Here is a 16,850-nt window from a genome sequence, read left to right as displayed (position 1 = left end):
ACCCGCAGCCATGGACACACCAGCCCCCACCCGCTCCCGCCCTGCCGGCCTGTTGCGCCGGCTGGCCGCCGGCTGCGCAGCCGGCGCACTGGCCTGGTCTGGCCTGACCGGCGCCCAGCCGGTGCGCACCGAGCATGTCACCGCCGAGCTGGTCGCCCGCAGCGCCGGCGTGCAGCCGGGGCAATCGGTGCAGATCGGCCTGCGGCTGCAGCACATCCCGCACTGGCACACCTACTGGCGCAACCCTGGTGACTCCGGTCTGCCCACCACGCTGGGCTGGACACTGCCCGCCGGCGCGCAGGCCGGTGCCATCGAGTGGCCGGCGCCAAAGCGCATTCCGATCGGCCCGCTGGTCAACTACGGCTACGAGGGCGACCTGCTGCTGCCGCTGCGCTTCACCGCGCCGTCCGATGCCCAGCCCGGCAGCACGCTGCAGCTGAAGGCCGAGGCCAACTGGCTGGTCTGCAACGATGTCTGCATCCCCGAATCCGCGACGCTGAACCTGGCCTTGCCGGTGCTGGCGCCTGGTGCCAGCGTGGCGCCCGGTCCGCTGGCCGGCCGGTTCGATGCCGCGGCCGCCGAGGCGCCGGTGCCGCTGGCCGGCTGGCGGGCCGAACTGCAGCGCGCCGGCCGCGACCTGCAGCTGCGCCTGGTGCGCCAGCAGCCGTTGCAGCCCGGCGAAGCCCTGCCGCCCGTGCAGGTGTTCCCCTACCAGGAACAGGTGCTCGAACCCGCGCGCCATGCCGTCTACCGCACGGCCGATGGCTATGCGGTGCAGATGGCGGTGGCACCGCATGCGGCCGCGGTGCCGGCCACGCTGACCGCCATCGCCGTGGCTCCGCCAGCCACCGGCGGCGCCACCACGCCCTGGGGCACACCGCAGCGCAGCGCCGAATTCAGCGTGGCGGTGACCGAGGTGGCCGCCCTGGCCCTGCCGGCCGGCGCGGTGCGGCTGGACGATCCGCTGGCTGGCGGCGCGTCCAGCCAGTCCGGCGGCAAACGCGATCTGCTGGGCCTCGGTGCCGCCGGCAGCGACAGTGCGCCACGGACCGGCGGCGGTGCCAGCCTGGGCCTGTGGGCTGCGCTGGCGCTGGCCCTGGTGGGCGGCATGGTGCTGAACCTGATGCCCTGCGTGTTCCCGGTGCTGTCGATCAAGCTCCTGGGCCTGACCCAGCAAGGCGAGCAGCCAGCGCGGCTGCGCAGCCACGCCCTGGCCTACAGCGCCGGCGTGGTGCTCAGCTTCCTGGCGCTGGCGGGTCTGCTGCTGGCCCTGCGGGCTGCGGGGTCGGCCGTGGGCTGGGGCTTCCAGCTGCAGGAGCCGGGCGTGGTGTTTGCGCTGGCGCTGCTGTTCTTTGCGCTGGGCCTGAACCTGATGGGTGTGTTCGAGCTGGGCACGCTGCTGCCGCAAGGCTTGGCAGGCTGGCGGGCCCAGAACCCCGGGATGGATGCCTTCGGCTCGGGCGTGCTGGCGGTGCTGGCGGCCAGCCCCTGCACCGCGCCGTTCATGGGGGCGGCGCTGGGCTTTGCCGCCACGCAGCCGGCACCCCAGGCGCTGGCGGTGTTCGGCGCGCTGGGGCTGGGCATGGCCATGCCCTATGCCGCGCTGGTGCTGCTGCCGGGCTGGCGCCACCGCCTGCCGCGGCCCGGGGCGTGGATGCTGCGGCTCAAGCAGGCACTGGCCTTTCCGATGTTCGCCACCGTGGTGTGGCTGGTGTGGGTGCTGGGCCTGCAGGCCGGCATCGACGGTGCCGCCCAGGCGTTGCTGGCGCTGCTGGGGCTGGCCGCCCTGGTGTGGCTGCTGGGACTGCTGCGGCAGCCGACGGTGGCCGCACGGCTGGGCGCGGCCACCGGCATGGCTGCCATGGTGGCGCTGCTGGTCTGGAGCTGGCCCAGTGCGCAGCCTGCCGCTGCGCCGCAAGGCGACGCCGCAACCGCGGCCGATGGCCGCACGGCCGCCGCCGGGGCAGCTTGGCAGCCTTACAGCGACGCCGCGGTGTCCGAGCAGCTGGCCCAGGGCCGCACGGTGTTCGTCGACTTCACTGCTGCCTGGTGCGTGAGCTGCCAGGTCAACAAGCGTCTGGTGCTGACCCAGCCGGCCGTGCTGGCCGACTTCGACAAGGCCCAGGTGGTGCGCATGCGCGCCGACTGGACCCGGCGCGACGCCGAGATCACCGCGGCCCTGGCCAGGCTGGGCCGCAATGGCGTGCCGGTCTACGCCCTGCTGCGACCGGGCCAGGAACCTTTGCTGCTGCCCGAGATTCTGACCGCCGGCCTGGTGCGCAGCGCCCTGGCCGGGCTGTGACCGCAGCGGGCCGTCGGCCCGCCGGTCATCCATGTGTTTGCCAACCACCGAGGAGCCCCCGATGCGCTGGACCCGACGCCTGACCCTGACCACCACCCTGGCCGCCGCCGCGCTGGCCATCCCGCTGCACGCTGCCGCCGTGGCGGTGGGTGAAGCGGCGCCGGCCTTCGAGTTGAAGGACACCCAGGGCAAGACAGTGAAGCTGTCCGATTTCAAGGGCAAGCACGTGGTGCTGGAATGGACCAATCCTGGGTGCCCGTTCGTGGTGAAGCACTACGGCGCGAAGAACATGCAGGCGCTGCAGAAGGACGCCAAGGCCAAGGACGTGGTCTGGCTCAGCATCAATTCCACCGCCCGCGGCCACCACGACCACCTGGCCCCGACTGCCCTGCAGGACAAGCTGGTCAAGGACTGGGGCGCCACGCCCACGGCGGTGCTGATGGACGAGGCCGGCACCGCAGGCAAGGCCTATGCGGCCCGCACCACCCCGCACATGTACGTGATCGATCCGGCCGGCAAGCTGGTCTACGCCGGCGGCATCGACGACAAGCGCAGCGCCAACCCGGCCGACATCCCGGGCGCCAAGAACTTCGTGCGCGCCGCCCTGGCCGACAGCCTGGCCGGCAAGCCGGTGGCCACGCCCAGCACGCCACCCTACGGCTGCAGCATCAAGTACGACGCCAGCTGATCGGCCGGCGGTCGGCAGAGCCCGTCAGAACAGGCTGGCCTGGGCGCTGGCCACGGCCGCCTCGCGGCGGGCGCTGCGGAACTGGGTCAGGTCCAGTTCCACCCTGGCGCGCCGCAGCCCCAGCTTGTCGGCTGCCTTGTGGAAGCGCTGGCGCAGCAGCTGGGCCCAGATGCCGCTGCCGGTCATGCGTTCGCCGAACCGGCTGCTGTTGTCACCACCCCCGCGCATCTCGCGGATGCGGGCCATCACCCGGGCGGCGCGCTCGGGGAAGTGCTGCTGCAGCCATTGCTGGAACAACGGGTTCACCTCCCAGGGCAGGCGGATCACGATGCTGAAGGCCGAGCTGGCGCCGGCATCGGCCGCCGCGGCCAGGATGCGCTCCAGCTCGGGCTCGTTCAGGAACGGAATCACCGGCGACACGCTCACGCCCACCGGAATGCCGGCGGCAGCCAGTTTGCGGATGGTCTGCAGCCGCCGCTCGGGCGACGCGGCGCGCGGCTCCATCACCCGGGCCAGCGCCGGATCCAGCGTGGTGATCGACACATAGACGGCGGCCAGGTTCTGCGCCGCCATCGGCGCGATCAGGTCGATGTCGCGCACGACGCCGGACGACTTGGTGATCAGCGAGAACGGATGCCGGAACTCGCTGCAGACCTCGATCACCTGGCGGGTGATGCCCAGCTTGCGCTCGGCCGGCTGGTAGGCATCGGTGGCCGAGCCGATGTTCAGCAGCATCGGGCTGTAGCTGCGGGCCGAGAAGGCCTCACGCAGGCGCTGGGCCGCATTCACCTTGGCGATGATGCGGGTCTCGAAATCCAGCCCCGGCGAGAGATTCAGGTAGCTGTGGGTGGGCCGGGCGTAGCAGTAGATGCAGCCGTGCTCACAACCCCGGTAGGGGTTGATCGACAGGTCGAAGCCGATGTCGGGTGAGTCATTGCCGGCCAGGATGGTCTTGACCTGCTCCTCCAGCACCCGGGTGGCGGGTGGCAAGGCCTGGGCGTCGACCGCCTGGTCGAGGTTGCCCCAGCCGTCGTCACAGGGCTGGCGGTCATCCCGGGTGAAACGGTGGGCCAGCGACCAGGCCGTGCCCCGCCCCTTGAGCAGCGGAGCGGCCAGGGATTGGGCCATGCCGGCAGGCGGGATGGGACGGACGGGGTAGACGGGGATGGTGCGCATGACTGTCAATATAGACAGTCACTGTGAATCCGTCCAGTATTTTGCGCTGCTTGCTGTCAGTACTCACCGGAGCCGGCAGCACCTGGTGCCAGGTTGTCGAACTTGGTCAGCGGCTTCAGGAAGGTGAGCTTGACCGTGCCCACCGGGCCGTTCCGCTGCTTGCCGATGATGATCTCGGCGATGCCCGGCTCCTTGCACTGGTCCTTGGTATAGTACTCGTCGCGGTAGATGAACATGATCACGTCGGCGTCCTGCTCGATGGCGCCCGATTCGCGCAGGTCGCTCATCATCGGCCGCTTGTCGGTGCGGGTCTCGACCGAGCGGTTGAGCTGCGACAACGCGATCACCGGGCACTGCAATTCCTTGGCCAGCGCCTTCAGGCCGCGCGAGATCTCGCTGATCTCGGTGGCGCGGTTTTCGCCGTCGCTCTTGCCGGTGCCGCTCATCAGCTGCAGGTAGTCGACGACGATCAGGCCCAGCGTGCCGCCGAACTGCCGTGCCATGCGGCGCGAGCGGGCGCGCAGCTCGGCCGGGTTCAGCGCCGGCGTCTCGTCGATGAACATCTGGGCCTTGCCCAGGCGCTCGGCCGCTTCGGTCAGGCGGGTCCATTCATCGTCACGCAACCGGCCGGTGCGCAGGCCGCTCTGGTCGATGCGGCCCAGCGAGCCGATCATCCGCAGCGCCAGCTGCGAGGCGCCCATTTCCATCGAGAACACCAGCACCGGCAGCTCTTCGCTGACCGCCACGTACTCGGCGATATTCAGCGCGAAGGCTGTCTTGCCCATCGATGGCCGCGCGGCCAGGATGATCAGGTCACCCTTTTGCATGCCGGCCATCATGCGGTCCATGTCGTAGAAGCCGGTGCGCACGCCTGTCACGTCCTCGGCACCGTTCTCGGCCAGTTCGGTCACCCGGTCGATCAGCTGCATCGTCAGCTTGTCGATGCCGATGAAGCCCTGCTTGTTGCGCGAGCCCTCTTCGCCGATCTTGAAGATCTTGCCTTCGGCCTCGTCCAGGATCTGGCTGACCTGCCGGCCCTGCGGGTTGAAGGCATTGGTGGCGATCTCGTCGGATGCCGAGATCAGCTTGCGCAGGATGGCCCGCTCGCGCACGATTTCCGCGTAGCGGCGCAGGTTCGCGGCGCTGGGCACGCTCTGCGCCAGGTCGTTCAGGTACTTCAGGCCGCCGCAAGCCTCGGCCTTGCCGTTGATCTGCAACTGCTCGAACACGGTGATCACGTCGGCCGGCTTGTTGGCGTTGATCAGCGCAGCGATGGCGGTGAAGATCTCGCGGTGCTCGTAGCGGTAGAAATCGCTCTCGGTGACTTGGTCGCCGGCGCGGTCCCAGGCCAGGTTGTCGATCAGCAGGCCGCCCAGCACGCTCTGTTCCGCCTCGACCGAATGCGGCGGCACCCGCAGGCGGGCCACCTCGTCATCGGCTGGCGACGGGGATTGGGCAGCGCGGAAGACGGCAGACATCGGTGGGGGATCCAGGAGGCAGGTGGCCTGCCATGATAAGCCGCGCCCTGTGGCGCGGCTGTGGACAGGCCTGTGGAAATGCGGTGCGGCAACGGGGGACAACCACAGCCGCCAGCGGCAGTGGCGGGACCAAGCAAAACGCCGCCCGAAGGCGGCGTTTCGTTGATGCGATGTCCGGTCTTACAACCAGTACACCAGGAAGTACAGGCCCAGCCAGACCACGTCGACGAAGTGCCAGTACCAGGCGGCGCCTTCGAAGCCGAAGTGGCGCTCCGGCGTGAAGTGGCCCTTTTGCAGACGCAGCGTGATGAACAGCAGCATCAGCATGCCCACCAGCACATGAAAGCCGTGGAAGCCGGTCAGCAGGAAGAAGGTGGAGCCGAAGATGCCCGAGCTGAGCTTGAGGTTCAGGTCGCGGTAGGCATGCATGTACTCATAGGCTTGCACGCACACGAAGGTGGCGCCCAGGGCCACCGTGATCCACATCCAGGCGATGGTCTTGGCGCGGTTGCCGGCGATCAGCGCATGGTGCGCGATGGTCAGCGTCAGGCCCGAGGTCAGCAGCAGCGCGGTGTTGATCGTCGGCAGCGGCCACGGTCCCATGGTGGCAAACGGCTCGACCGTGCCGGCCGGCGAGGCGGTGATGCCGGGGCCTGCGCTGGGCCACAGGGCCTTGAAATCGGGCCACAGCACCTGGTGGTCCAGGTTGCCCAGCATCGGCAGCGTGTGGGCACGGGCCCAGTACAGCGCACCGAAGAACGCGGCGAAGAACATCACCTCCGAGAAGATGAACCAGCTCATGCTCCAGCGGTACGACACGTCGATGCGCTCGGAGTAAAGGCCGCCTTCGCTCTCGGCGATGGCGTCCTTGAACCAGACGTACAGCGTCGACAGCCAGATCACCATGCCCAGCAGCAACGCATACGGACCCCAGGTCGAGCCGTTGACCCACTGACCAGCACCCAGGATCACGAAGAACAGGCCGAGCGCCGCCATGGCCGGATGGCGCGACGGCGCGGGGACGAAGTAATACGGGGTGGCCCCGTGGGGTGTCGCTGCGGACATCGTTTGAGTTCTCCTCGAAACCTGGAATCTGGAATGGAAACTGTTGTGGAATTGTCGCCGATCGCTAGGCGGCCACGCCGCTGCCGACCACCCACTGCACCAGCAACACCAGCGCCAGCACAAACAATGCCGCACCAGCGACACCGGCCACGATCACATGCACCGGGTTGAGCTTGGCGACATCCTGCGCATGGTCGGCCGAGCGGCGCACACCGAAGAACGACCAGGCCACCGCCTGCAGGGTCTGCACGAACGAGCCCTTGCGTGCAGCAGCGTTGCGCAGGTCGTCGCTCACAGGCGCTTCTCCGCGGCAGGTTGCGGCTCGACGGCCGTCGCCTGACCCACCACCTTGCCGGCCACCTCGAAGAAGGTGTAGGACAGGGTGATCGTGGTCACATCCTTGGGCAGCTTGGGATCGACATAGAACACCACCGGCCAGGCCTTCTGCTCGCCCGGGGCCAGGGTGTATTCATTGAAGCAGAAGCACTCGAGCTTGTTGAAGTGGGCGCTGGCCCGCATCGGCGCGTAGCTGGGGATGGCCTGGGCGGCCATCGTGCGGTCCTGCTTGTTGCGGAACTCGTACATGACCGTGGCCAGTTCGCCCGGATGCACCTTGACCGAGTTGACCGCTGGCTTGAAGTCCCAGGGACCGCGCGCATTGGCGTCGAATTCGACCGTGACGGTGCGCGAGGTGTCGACCTGGGTGTTGCCCTGGCGCTGGGCAGCGCCGGCCAGGCCGGCCGACTTCACCCGCTCGCTGACCGACAGCACGTTGATGCCCAGTGCCTCGCAGATGTGTTTGTACATCGGCACCAGCGCATAGCCGAAACCGAACATCGCCAGCGCGATGACGGCCAGCTTGCCCAGCAGGCGGCGGTTGTCACGGTGCAGGCCTGACAGCAGGGAAGGCAGGGCCATGGGGTCAGCTCCGCGGCTCAGCGGCCGAACAGCACGATCTTGGCGACAAAGCCGGCGAAGAACACCAGCGCCACCGACGCCAGCACCAGGGCCAGCCGCAGATTGGCGCGGCCCTGCTGCCGGGGGTCGCGGGGGTTGGTCATCGGTCGTAACGCCAGGTCAGGCCAGCACGCGGGTGGCGGTCGCGTCCAGCTTGGGCGGGTTTTCGAAGGTGTGGAACGGTGCCGGCGACGGCACTTCCCATTCCAGACCCTCGGCACCTTCCCAGGGCTTCTGCGGCGCCTTGGCGCCCTTGCCACGCATCATCGGCACGACGACGAACAGGAAGAAGTACACCTGCATGAAGCCGAAGCCGAAGGCGCCGACCGAGGCGATGGCGTTGAAGTCGGAGAACTGCATCGGGTAGTCGGCATAGCGACGCGGCATGCCGGCCAGGCCAAGGAAGTGCATTGGGAAGAAGGTCAGGTTGAAGAAGATCAACGAGCCCCAGAAGTGGATCTTGCCGCGCACCTCGGAGTACATGACGCCGGTCCACTTCGGCCCCCAGTAGTACACGCCGGCGAACAGCGCATACAGCGAACCGGCCACCAGCACGTAGTGGAAGTGGGCCACCACGTAGTAGGTGTCCTGCAGCTGGATGTCGATCGGCGCCATGGCCAGGATCAGGCCGGTGAAGCCGCCGATGGTGAACACGAAGATGAAGCCCACGGCCCACAACATCGGGGTCTCGAAGGTCATCGAACCGCGCCACATGGTGGCGATCCAGTTGAAGATCTTCACGCCGGTGGGCACCGCGATCAGCATCGTTGCGTACATGAAGAACAGCTGGCCGGTCACCGGCATGCCGGTGGCATACATGTGGTGGGCCCACACGATGAACGACAGGATCGCGATCGACGCGGTGGCGTAGACCATCGAGGTGTAGCCGAACAGGCGCTTGCGGGCGAAGGCGGGCACGATGGCGCTGACGATGCCGAACGCCGGCAGGATCATGATGTACACCTCGGGGTGCCCGAAGAACCAGAAGATGTGCTGGTACATCACCGGGTCGCCACCGCCGGCGGGGTTGAAGAAGCTGGTGCCGAAGTGGCGGTCGGTCAGCGTCATCGTGATCGCACCGGCCAGCACCGGCATCACCGCGATAAGCAGGTAGGCGGTGATCAGCCAGGTCCAGGCGAACAGCGGCATCTTCATCAGCGTCATGCCGGGCGCGCGCATGTTCAGGATCGTGACGATGATGTTGATCGAGCCCATGATCGAGCTGGCGCCCATGATGTGCATCGCGAAGATGCCGGCATCCATGCTGGGGCCCATCTGTAGCGTCAGCGGCGCGTACAGCGTCCAGCCGGCGGCGGGGGCGCCACCGGGCATGAAGAACGAGCCGGCTAGCATGATGGCTGCCGGGATCAGCAGCCAGAAGCTGAAGTTGTTCATCCGCGCAAACGCCATGTCGGAGGCGCCGATCTGCAGCGGAATCATCCAGTTCGCGAAGCCGACGAAGGCCGGCATGATCGCGCCGAACACCATGATCAGCCCGTGCATCGTGGTGAACGAGTTGAACAGTTCCGGGTTGAAGAACTGAAGGCCCGGCTGGAACAGCTCGGCACGGATGCACAGCGCCAGGATGCCGCCGATCATCAGCATGGCAAACGAGAACAACAGGTACATCGTGCCGATGTCCTTGTGGTTCGTCGCGAACACCCAGCGCCGCCAGCCCTTGAGCGGGCCGTGGTCATGGTCGTGGGCGTGATCGTGGTCGTGAGACCCGTGTTGCGGGAGGACGGCGCTCATGGGGCGTTGCCTTTCAGCGGCTGATTCGGCGATTCAGGAAATGGTTGGCAGGTCACTTGCGGGCGGCGACGATTTCGGCCGGCTGCACGATCTGCCCGGTCTTGTTGGACCAGGTGTTCTTGGTGTAGGTGATGACGGCAGCGATCTCGGTGTCCGACAGCGTCTTCCAGGCCGGCATCGTGCCGTTGTTGGCACCGTTGAGCAGGATGGCGATCTGCTTGGCATGGTCGGTGTCCATCACGATGGCCGAGCCGTCCAGGGCCTTGATCGGACCGGCGCCCTTGCCGTCGGCCTTGTGGCAGACCGCGCAATTGGCAGCGTAGATCTTCTCGCCACGTGCAGCCAGGGCTTCCAGCGTCCACACCTTGCTCGGGTCGTCGGCCTTGGCTGCCATTTCCTTCTTCTTGGCATCGACCCACTTGGTGTAGTCCTCGGCGGACAGCACCTTCACGTGGATGGGCATGTAGGCATGCTCCTTGCCGCACAGCTCGACGCACTGGCCGTAGAAGTCGCCGGTCTTCTCAGCGCGGAACCAGGTGTCGCGCACGAAGCCGGGGATGGCGTCCTGCTTGACCGCGAAGGCCGGCACCATCCAGCTGTGGATCACGTCGTTGGCGGTGGTGATGATGCGGATCTTCTTGTTGACCGGCACCACCAGCGGGTTGTCGACCTTCAGCAGGTAGTCGGCGCCCTCGGGCTTGCCGGCGTCGGACATGTTGCGCTGGTTCACATCCAGCGTCGACACGAAGCCGATGCCTTCGCCCTCGCCCTTCAGGTAGTCGTAACCCCACTTCCACTGGTAGCCGGTGGTCTTGATGGTGAGGTCGGCGTTGCTGGTGTCCTTCATGGCCACCACGGTCTTGGTGGCCATCAGGCCCATCACCACGACGATGATGAAGGGCACGATCGTCCAGGCGATCTCGACAGCCACGCTCTCATGGAAGTTGGCCGACTTCGCGCCGACCGACTTGCGGTGCTTGACGATCGAATAGAACATCACACCGAACACCGCGAGGAAGATCACCAGACAGACGATCAGCATGAAATAGTGCAGGCCCTGAACCTCGCTGGCGATCTTCGTGATGGGCGGGTGCAGGTCCAGCTGGTTCTTGGCCGGGCCACCGGCCAGGTCAGTCGCAGCCCAGGCGGCTTGCAGTCCGCCGGCCAGCACCAGGGCAGCTGCGCCCTGCAGGGCCCGGGACATCCATGTCTTAGTCGTCATCATCGTCATGCTTCAAGGTTCCTGATCCACAGCCTGGGCGCCTGCAGCGCGCGCCAGGCGCAAGGCCCGCCGCAACTCCTGCGCCAGCGCCACCCGCATCTCCGGGCGCACGTGGCGGCCGACCCGCACACTGCGCCCTTCTCCTGACAGCTCCACCAGCGAGCCGTCGTCAGCCACCGGCTCCACACGCACCCACTCGGCACGGAAGCGCACCTGCTCCACCGCCGGCCCCACCTGCTGCACCACCGACATCTCACCGTCGGCGAGGGTGATGGTCTCGCGGTCGCCGGCATGGCGGGCAAACACCAGCAGGGCGACGCCCACGGCCAGCAGTTCGACACCGGTGAACAGGCTGACGATGGTCACGCCGTGCAGCCAGAAACCGGCAGCCACGGTGAGGGAGACGGCGCACAGCAGGGCGTAACACCCCATCAGCTGGCGCGGCGTGATCGAGACATTGCGGCGCAGGTCGAACAGCCAGGCCAGCGGCACGGCCTGCTCACGGCCGAAGCGCCAGCCGCCGTCCGGCCGCGCGGCAGGCGGCGCAGGCCAGGGGCTCGGGGCGGTGGTGACGGACATGGCGGCTCGGTGGAAGGGTCGGGGCGGATCAGAACGCAGCGTGGGCACCGGTGCCCGATGAAGCCGGACACCGGCGCAGCCCGGTGGTCACCCACACCCAGGCACTCTGCGCCAAATCAACCTGAGATTCTAGCGGAGTGATAAGCCGATTCCCCGGGTTGGTGAAGCAGATGCAAATCATGACTGTCCTGCCTTGGGCAGGCCGCTGCGCAGGTGCGCCAGCGAGACGACGGCCGGCTCGCCCCGGCCCGGTCGGGGCGCCGCCTTGTAGGCATGGCCGTAGACAAGTTCGACCGTCATGGCGATGCGGCCGTCGGCGCCGGCGCGGTTGGTCAGCGCCTGCTGCAGCCGCGCCTGCCAGCGCGGCGTGCGCAGGCCGGCAAAGCGGGCGCTGCCCAGGTGGCCGCCCAGGCTGCGCAGTTCGGCCAGCAGCGCGGCGGGTGATGACCAGGTCAGCCGGATCGTCTCCTGGTCCATCACCGGGTCGGCGAAGCCGCCGTGCACCAGCAGGTCGCCCAGGTCGTGCATGTCGGCATAGGGCGGGTGCGGATCGGGCCAGCCGGCCTCGGCGTACACGGCGCGCAGCTCCCGCAGGGTGTCGGGGCCGAAGCAGGAGAACATCAGGAAGCCGTCGACCGCGAGCGCGCGGTGCCAGGCGGCCAGGCTGGCGGCGGGGTCGGCCGCGGTGTGCAGCACCAGGTTGGCCCACAGCATCTGGGCCTGGCCGGCCGGCACCTCGCTGCTCAGCCAGACCGGCTGCGCGGCAGCCTGCCGGCGCGCCCCCAGGGCCCACCAGGGCGCCGCCTGGGCCTGGCGGCTGCGGGCCTGCAGCGCGGGTGTGGGCTCGACCGCCTGGCGCTGGGCCTGCGGCCACACCGCCTGCACCGCGGCCGCACCGGCGCCGGTGAAGGCCCACCAATCCAGCCAGCGCTCGGGCGGCTGGCGGATCACCGGCAGACGCTCGGCCATGCGGCGCGCCACCTCCTGGTGCAGCCAGGGCGCCGAATCGGCACGGGCCAGGCGGTCCAGCACCCGGCGCAAGGCGGGCTGGTCGATGGCGGGTGCGGCGCTGGCGGCGGTCGGGTCGGACATGGCGGTTTCAGTATATTGATGCGATGCAGCAGCACCACCCGGCAGCCCCACGCGCGCCACGCTGGCCGGGCCGGCTGCCGCGCCCCTGCGTGCTGTGCAGCCGCTGGGACCGCACCGGCTTCTGCGGCGACTGCCACCAGCGCTTCGTCGCATCCACCAGCCTGCGCTGCCCGCAATGCGCCCTGCCCAGCCCCGGCGGCCAGGGCTGCGGCGCCTGCCTGCAGGCACCGCCGCCCTATCAGCGCACCGTGGCGGTGGCCGACTACGCCTTTCCCTGGGACCGCCTGGTCGCCCGCTTCAAGTTCCAGCAGCAACCCGAACTGGCCGGGCTGCTGGCCGATGCCCTGGCCGAGGCGCTGGACCGACAGTCGAGCCTGCCGGTGGCGCACTGGGTGCTGCCGGTGCCGCTGAGCCCGGCGCGGCTGGCCGAGCGCGGCTACAACCAGGCCTGGGAGCTGGCCCGCCGGGTGGCGGCGCAACGCGGGCTGCGGGCCCGGCCCGACGCCCTGCTGCGGCTGCGCGACACGCCACACCAGGTGGGCCTGGGCCGCGGCGCCCGTACCGCCAACGTTCGCGATGCGATGTGGGTGCCACCCGAGGCCCGGTCGGCGCTGGCCGGCCGCACCGTGGCGCTGGTCGACGACGTGATGACCACCGGCGTCACCGCGGCCGCAGCCAGCCAGGCGCTGCTCACCGCCGGCGCGGCCGCCGTGCAGGTGTGGGTGCTGGCGCGCACCCCGGCGCCGGGCGATTGAGGCGGCCGCCGCGGCGCCACAATCGCGCCCCATGTTCCACATCGTCCTCGTGCATCCGGAGATCCCGCCCAACACCGGCAACGTGATCCGCCTGGCCGCCAACACCGGCTGCGCCCTGCACCTGGTGGAGCCGCTGGGCTTCTCGATGGAGGACAAGCTGCTGCGCCGCGCCGGGCTGGATTACCACGAGTTCACCGCGGTGCGCCGCCATGCCGACTGGCCAGCGCTGCTGGCGGCGCAGCAGGTGATCGGTGGGCGGATGTTCGCCTTCACCACCCGCGGTTCGGCGCGCTTCAGCGACATCGCCTGGCAGCACGGCGACTGGCTGGTGTTCGGCAGCGAGACCGCCGGCCTGCCGGCCGAGATCCGCGACGGCTTTGCCGACGACCGCCGCGTGCGCCTGCCGATGCGTGCGGGCCAGCGCAGCCTGAACCTGAGCAATGCGGTGGCGGTGGCGGTGTTCGAGGCCTGGCGCCAGACCGGCTACATCGGCGGCAGCTGAGCGCCAGCGCCGTTCAGGCTTCGGCCCGCGCCCCGCGGGCCATCAACTGCTGCAGCGCCTGTGCCGGTGACAGCCGGCCCTGCAACACCGCCACCACCGCATCGGTGATCGGCATGTCGACGCCGCTGGCGCGGGCGCGGGCCTGCAGCGTGGGCGCGGTGTGCACGCCCTCGGCCACATGGCCCAGCTGCTGCAGGATGTCGGGCAGCGCCCGCCCCTGGGCCAGCAGCAGCCCGACCTGGCGGTTGCGCGACAGGTCGCCGGTGGCCGTCAGCACCAGGTCGCCCAGACCGGACAGGCCCATGAAGGTCTCGGCCCGGGCGCCCAGCGCCACGCCCAGGCGCGTCATCTCGGCCAGGCCGCGGGTGACCAGCGCGGCGCGGGCATTCAGGCCCAGCGCCAGGCCGTCGGCGATGCCGGTGGCGATCGCCATCACGTTCTTCACTGCACCGCCCACCTCGACGCCAACCGGATCGGTGCTGGTGTAGACGCGCAGGCTGTCGCTGTGGAAGGCCTGCACCGCCAGCGCGGTGAGCGCCTCGTCGGCACTGGCCGCCACCAGGGCGGTGGGCTGGTGGCGCGCCACTTCCTGGGCGAAACTGGGGCCGGACAGCACGCCGCAGCGCAGGTCGGGCCGGGTGGCCTGGGCGATCTCGTGACCCAGCAGGCCGCTGCCGGCCTCGAAGCCCTTGCACAGCCACAGGGCGCGGCTGCCGGGCGGCAGCGCAGCCAGCGTGGGGCGCAACCCGGCCATCGGCGTGCCCAGCACGGCCAGGCCCTGCGCCGCCAGCACGTGGGCCTGGGCGGCATCGGCGGTGACCGTCAGGCCCGCGGGGAAGGCCACGCCGGGCAGGTAGCGCGCATTGACACGCTGGGCCTGCATCTGCGCCGCCTGGGCCGCATCCCGCGCCCACAGCAGCACCGGCTGGCGGCCGGCGGCCGCCACGGCCAGCGCCGTGCCCCAGGCACCGGCGCCCAGCACCACCAGCGGCGGCTGCGCCATGCCCGGGGTCGGCTTCAGTTGGCGCTGGTGATGATGCCGCTGGCGCTGCCGTTGGCAGCGGCCTGGGCCTGCTGGGCCTCGAACATGGCCTGGAAGTTCACTTCCGTCAGCATGATCGGCGGGAAGCCGGCGCGGGTGCAGACGTCAGAGACGATGGCGCGCAGGTAAGGGTAGATCATCTGCGGGCAGACGATGCTGAGGATGCCCTGCAGCTGCTCTTGCGGCACGTTGCGGATCTCGAAGATGCCGGCCTGCTTGGCCTCGACCAGGAACAGCGTCTTGTCCTTGATCTTGGTGGTGACGGTGGCGGTCACCGTCACTTCGAAGATGCCGTCGGCCACGCCGCCGGCGGCCATCGCCAGGTTGATGTCGACCTGCGGCTGCTGCTGCTCCAGCAGGATCTGCGGCGAGTTCGGCTGCTCCAGCGACAGGTCCTTCAGGTACATGCGCTGGATCTGGAACACGGGGGTATCGTCTTGGTCGGCCATGGCGGAAGGATCCTGAGAGAAACACAAAAGCCCGCCGCCGACAGGGCAACGGGCTGGGGCGGCGCGGATTATGGCGCAGGGCCATGACGGCTCCGCGGCGGCGGGCGTGACGGATCCGGCAGCCGGCGGGCGGCCGCCGGTCGCGGGTTCAGGCGCCTTGCAGCAAGGGCTGCAGGCCGCCGGCGCGGTCCAGCGCCATCAGGTCGTCGCAACCGCCCACGTGGGTGCTGCCGATGAAGATCTGCGGCACGGTGCGGCGGCCGGTCAGCGCGATCATCTGGTCACGCTGGCCCGGGTCCAGGTCGATGCGCACCTCGTCGATCGCCTCCACGCCGCGCTGCTTCAGCAAGGCCTTGGCCCGGATGCAGTAGGGGCAGACCTGGGTGGTGTACATGCGCACGGCGTTCATGGTGACGAGGCTTTGAATCGGACAGGGCACCGATTCTGCCGGTCCTGACGCAGGCCTGCAGGCGCCGCGCCGGACAGGCCCGACGTTCAGGCGGGCTTCTTGTCGACCGGCAGGCCGGCCTCGCGCCAGGCGTTCAGGCCGCCGGTGACGGCCATGGCCTTCTCGTGGCCCGCCTTGCGCAGCAGGCCGGCGGCGCGGCCAGCGCGGGCGCCGGTGGGGCAGATCAGCAACAGCGGCAGGGCCTTGTTGCTGGGCAGCTCCTTGGCGCCTTCGAGGCTGCCGAAGGGGATGTTGCGCGCGCCCACCGCGTGGCCGGCGGCGAACTCGGCCGGCTCGGACACATCGATCAGCACGCCCTTCTCGCGGTTGATCAGGCGCACGGCTTCGGCCGTGCCGACGCCGCCGCCGGCGTTCTTCTGCAGCGCCTGCCACAGCAGCAGGCCGCCCGAGGACGCGGCCAGGAGGATGAGCATCCAGTTGTCGATCAGAAACTTCACGGGTGGGGCCTGCGGTCAGCGGAAACCCGGATTATAGAATTTGCGGCTTTGCCGCCGCCCACCCCCTTCTTCCCTCTGCCCGCCATGTACAAGCTCGTGCTGATCCGCCACGGTGAATCGACCTGGAATCTGGAGAACCGCTTCACCGGCTGGACCGACGTGCCGCTCACCGACACCGGCGTGGCCCAGGCGCAGCAGGCCGGCCGGCTGCTGAAGGAGGCCGGCTTCGAGTTCGACGTGGCCTACACCTCGGTGCTCAAGCGCGCGATCTGGACGCTGTGGCATGCACTCGACCAGATGGACCGCACCTGGCTGCCGGTGGTCAAGGACTGGCGGCTGAACGAGCGCCACTACGGCGGCCTGCAGGGCCTGAACAAGGCCGACATGGCCGCGCAGTACGGCGACGCGCAGGTGCTGGTCTGGCGCCGCAGCTACGACACGCCGCCGCCGGCGCTGGAGCCGGGCGACGCCCGCAGCGAGCGCGGCGACCGCCGCTACGCCCACCTGACGCCGGAGCAGGTGCCGCTGACCGAATGCCTGAAGGACACCGTGGCCCGGGTGCTGCCGTTCTGGGACGGCGTGCTGGCGCCGGCCATCCGCAGCGGCCAGCGCATCGTGGTCGCCGCGCACGGCAACTCGATCCGCGCGATGGTGAAGATGCTCGACGGCATCAGCGATGCCGACATCGTCAACCTGAACATCCCCAACGGCATTCCGCTGGTCTACGAGCTGGACGCCGACCTGAAGCCGATCCGCAGCCAGTACCTGGGCGACCCGGCCGCTGCAGCCGCCGCGGCCGCTGCGGTGGCCAACCAGGGCAAGAAGGGCTGATTCCCTGGCGCCGCAGGACCGCGGCGCCACCCCAGGTTTTCCCGGATGGGGATG

Annotated in this window: 19 protein-coding genes; 5 read left to right on the top strand and 14 right to left on the bottom strand. The window is 69.3% G+C overall.

What is annotated here, in order from left to right; genetic code table 11:
- Nucleotides 1–10: 10 nt before the first annotated feature.
- Both FFT10_RS13470 and FFT10_RS13465 read left to right on the top strand, forming a co-directional pair.
- Nucleotides 11–2,302: a protein-disulfide reductase DsbD family protein gene (locus FFT10_RS13470; RefSeq protein ID WP_162520791.1), complete on the top strand. Its 2,292-nt coding sequence runs from the start codon at nt 11–13 to the stop codon at nt 2,300–2,302.
- Between the two features lie 61 nt (nt 2,303–2,363).
- Nucleotides 2,364–2,990 carry a thioredoxin family protein gene (locus FFT10_RS13465; protein ID WP_137733349.1) on the top strand — a complete coding sequence of 209 codons (627 nt, stop codon included), beginning with the start codon at nt 2,364–2,366 and terminating at the stop codon, nt 2,988–2,990.
- 24 nt (nt 2,991–3,014) lie between these two features.
- On the opposite strand, the gene FFT10_RS13460 is transcribed toward FFT10_RS13465, so the two are convergent.
- The 10 genes from FFT10_RS13460 to FFT10_RS13420 form a co-directional block, all read right to left on the bottom strand.
- Nucleotides 3,015–4,166, bottom strand: a complete 1,152-nt coding sequence (locus FFT10_RS13460; protein ID WP_373282514.1) for a PA0069 family radical SAM protein — start codon at nt 4,164–4,166, stop codon at nt 3,015–3,017.
- A 56-nt stretch (nt 4,167–4,222) separates the two neighbouring features.
- The gene (gene dnaB, locus FFT10_RS13455; RefSeq protein WP_137733348.1) at nt 4,223–5,644 is read right to left on the bottom strand and encodes a replicative DNA helicase; all 1,422 of its coding nucleotides are present in this window, start codon (nt 5,642–5,644) and stop codon (nt 4,223–4,225) included.
- 180 nt (nt 5,645–5,824) lie between these two features.
- On the bottom strand, nt 5,825–6,709 hold the full coding sequence (locus FFT10_RS13450; RefSeq protein WP_137733347.1) for a cytochrome c oxidase subunit 3: 885 nt from the start codon (nt 6,707–6,709) through the stop codon (nt 5,825–5,827).
- 64 nt (nt 6,710–6,773) lie between these two features.
- Nucleotides 6,774–7,004 carry a DUF2970 domain-containing protein gene (locus FFT10_RS13445; RefSeq protein ID WP_137733346.1) on the bottom strand — a complete coding sequence of 77 codons (231 nt, stop codon included), beginning with the start codon at nt 7,002–7,004 and terminating at the stop codon, nt 6,774–6,776.
- A complete protein-coding gene (locus FFT10_RS13440) occupies nt 7,001–7,627 on the bottom strand; it encodes a cytochrome c oxidase assembly protein (protein WP_137733345.1) in 627 nt (208 codons plus the stop codon). Before FFT10_RS13440 ends, FFT10_RS13445 begins: the two co-directional genes overlap by 4 nt.
- A gap of 17 nt (nt 7,628–7,644) precedes the next feature.
- The gene (locus FFT10_RS28200) at nt 7,645–7,770 is read right to left on the bottom strand and encodes a cytochrome oxidase small assembly protein (RefSeq protein WP_228027102.1); all 126 of its coding nucleotides are present in this window, start codon (nt 7,768–7,770) and stop codon (nt 7,645–7,647) included.
- Between the two features lie 16 nt (nt 7,771–7,786).
- Nucleotides 7,787–9,418: a cytochrome c oxidase subunit I gene (ctaD, locus tag FFT10_RS13435; RefSeq protein WP_137733344.1), complete on the bottom strand. Its 1,632-nt coding sequence runs from the start codon at nt 9,416–9,418 to the stop codon at nt 7,787–7,789.
- 52 nt (nt 9,419–9,470) lie between these two features.
- The gene (gene coxB / locus FFT10_RS13430) at nt 9,471–10,622 is read right to left on the bottom strand and encodes a cytochrome c oxidase subunit II (RefSeq protein WP_137733343.1); all 1,152 of its coding nucleotides are present in this window, start codon (nt 10,620–10,622) and stop codon (nt 9,471–9,473) included.
- A 30-nt stretch (nt 10,623–10,652) separates the two neighbouring features.
- Nucleotides 10,653–11,219: a DUF2244 domain-containing protein gene (locus tag FFT10_RS13425; protein ID WP_137733342.1), complete on the bottom strand. Its 567-nt coding sequence runs from the start codon at nt 11,217–11,219 to the stop codon at nt 10,653–10,655.
- A gap of 177 nt (nt 11,220–11,396) precedes the next feature.
- The gene (locus FFT10_RS13420; RefSeq protein WP_137733341.1) at nt 11,397–12,311 is read right to left on the bottom strand and encodes a biotin synthase; all 915 of its coding nucleotides are present in this window, start codon (nt 12,309–12,311) and stop codon (nt 11,397–11,399) included.
- A 23-nt stretch (nt 12,312–12,334) separates the two neighbouring features.
- Between FFT10_RS13420 and FFT10_RS13415 the strand changes: the two genes are divergently transcribed.
- Both FFT10_RS13415 and trmL read left to right on the top strand, forming a co-directional pair.
- Nucleotides 12,335–13,066, top strand: coding sequence for a ComF family protein (locus FFT10_RS13415; RefSeq protein ID WP_137733340.1), 732 nt, complete (start codon nt 12,335–12,337; stop codon nt 13,064–13,066).
- Between the two features lie 31 nt (nt 13,067–13,097).
- Nucleotides 13,098–13,568, top strand: coding sequence for a tRNA (uridine(34)/cytosine(34)/5-carboxymethylaminomethyluridine(34)-2'-O)-methyltransferase TrmL (gene trmL / locus FFT10_RS13410; RefSeq protein WP_137733339.1), 471 nt, complete (start codon nt 13,098–13,100; stop codon nt 13,566–13,568).
- 13 nt (nt 13,569–13,581) lie between these two features.
- On the opposite strand, the gene FFT10_RS13405 is transcribed toward trmL, so the two are convergent.
- The 4 genes from FFT10_RS13405 to FFT10_RS13390 all read right to left on the bottom strand — a co-directional run bounded on the left by FFT10_RS13405 (nt 13,582) and on the right by FFT10_RS13390 (nt 15,965).
- Nucleotides 13,582–14,571, bottom strand: coding sequence for an NAD(P)H-dependent glycerol-3-phosphate dehydrogenase (locus tag FFT10_RS13405; protein ID WP_137733338.1), 990 nt, complete (start codon nt 14,569–14,571; stop codon nt 13,582–13,584).
- A 14-nt stretch (nt 14,572–14,585) separates the two neighbouring features.
- Nucleotides 14,586–15,059 carry a protein-export chaperone SecB gene (gene secB, locus FFT10_RS13400; protein WP_137733337.1) on the bottom strand — a complete coding sequence of 158 codons (474 nt, stop codon included), beginning with the start codon at nt 15,057–15,059 and terminating at the stop codon, nt 14,586–14,588.
- A 148-nt stretch (nt 15,060–15,207) separates the two neighbouring features.
- Nucleotides 15,208–15,468 carry a glutaredoxin 3 gene (gene grxC / locus FFT10_RS13395; RefSeq protein WP_137733336.1) on the bottom strand — a complete coding sequence of 87 codons (261 nt, stop codon included), beginning with the start codon at nt 15,466–15,468 and terminating at the stop codon, nt 15,208–15,210.
- An 86-nt stretch (nt 15,469–15,554) separates the two neighbouring features.
- Complete coding sequence (locus FFT10_RS13390; protein WP_137733335.1) at nt 15,555–15,965, bottom strand: rhodanese-like domain-containing protein; 411 nt, start codon at nt 15,963–15,965, stop codon at nt 15,555–15,557.
- 84 nt (nt 15,966–16,049) lie between these two features.
- Here FFT10_RS13390 and gpmA point away from each other — a divergent pair, with 84 nt between their 5' ends.
- Complete coding sequence (gene gpmA, locus FFT10_RS13385; protein WP_137733334.1) at nt 16,050–16,796, top strand: 2,3-diphosphoglycerate-dependent phosphoglycerate mutase; 747 nt, start codon at nt 16,050–16,052, stop codon at nt 16,794–16,796.
- Nucleotides 16,797–16,850 lie beyond the last annotated feature (54 nt).

Origin of the sequence: Pseudaquabacterium pictum, from assembly GCF_005403045.1 — a bacterium.
In the GTDB taxonomy this organism is placed as follows: Bacteria; Pseudomonadota; Gammaproteobacteria; order Burkholderiales; family Burkholderiaceae_C; genus Pseudaquabacterium; species Pseudaquabacterium pictum.
This window is presented reverse-complemented; position numbering and strand designations above follow the sequence as displayed.

Bases quoted from the DNA above. Each gene is read 5' to 3' on its own strand.
- FFT10_RS13470 (WP_162520791.1), top strand. From the start codon at position 11: ATGGACACACCAGCCCCCACCCGCTCCCGCCCTGCCGGCCTGTTGCGC.
- FFT10_RS13465 (WP_137733349.1), top strand. From the start codon at position 2,364: ATGCGCTGGACCCGACGCCTGACCCTGACCACCACCCTGGCCGCCGCC.
- FFT10_RS13460 (WP_373282514.1), bottom strand. From the start codon at position 4,166: ATGCGCACCATCCCCGTCTACCCCGTCCGTCCCATCCCGCCTGCCGGC.
- dnaB (WP_137733348.1), bottom strand. From the start codon at position 5,644: ATGTCTGCCGTCTTCCGCGCTGCCCAATCCCCGTCGCCAGCCGATGAC.
- FFT10_RS13450 (WP_137733347.1), bottom strand. From the start codon at position 6,709: ATGTCCGCAGCGACACCCCACGGGGCCACCCCGTATTACTTCGTCCCC.
- FFT10_RS13440 (WP_137733345.1), bottom strand. From the start codon at position 7,627: ATGGCCCTGCCTTCCCTGCTGTCAGGCCTGCACCGTGACAACCGCCGC.
- FFT10_RS28200 (WP_228027102.1), bottom strand. From the start codon at position 7,770: ATGACCAACCCCCGCGACCCCCGGCAGCAGGGCCGCGCCAATCTGCGG.
- ctaD (WP_137733344.1), bottom strand. From the start codon at position 9,418: ATGAGCGCCGTCCTCCCGCAACACGGGTCTCACGACCACGATCACGCC.
- coxB (WP_137733343.1), bottom strand. From the start codon at position 10,622: ATGTCCCGGGCCCTGCAGGGCGCAGCTGCCCTGGTGCTGGCCGGCGGA.
- FFT10_RS13425 (WP_137733342.1), bottom strand. From the start codon at position 11,219: ATGTCCGTCACCACCGCCCCGAGCCCCTGGCCTGCGCCGCCTGCCGCG.
- FFT10_RS13420 (WP_137733341.1), bottom strand. From the start codon at position 12,311: ATGTCCGACCCGACCGCCGCCAGCGCCGCACCCGCCATCGACCAGCCC.
- FFT10_RS13415 (WP_137733340.1), top strand. From the start codon at position 12,335: ATGCAGCAGCACCACCCGGCAGCCCCACGCGCGCCACGCTGGCCGGGC.
- trmL (WP_137733339.1), top strand. From the start codon at position 13,098: ATGTTCCACATCGTCCTCGTGCATCCGGAGATCCCGCCCAACACCGGC.
- FFT10_RS13405 (WP_137733338.1), bottom strand. From the start codon at position 14,571: ATGGCGCAGCCGCCGCTGGTGGTGCTGGGCGCCGGTGCCTGGGGCACG.
- secB (WP_137733337.1), bottom strand. From the start codon at position 15,059: ATGGCCGACCAAGACGATACCCCCGTGTTCCAGATCCAGCGCATGTAC.
- grxC (WP_137733336.1), bottom strand. From the start codon at position 15,468: ATGAACGCCGTGCGCATGTACACCACCCAGGTCTGCCCCTACTGCATC.
- gpmA (WP_137733334.1), top strand. From the start codon at position 16,050: ATGTACAAGCTCGTGCTGATCCGCCACGGTGAATCGACCTGGAATCTG.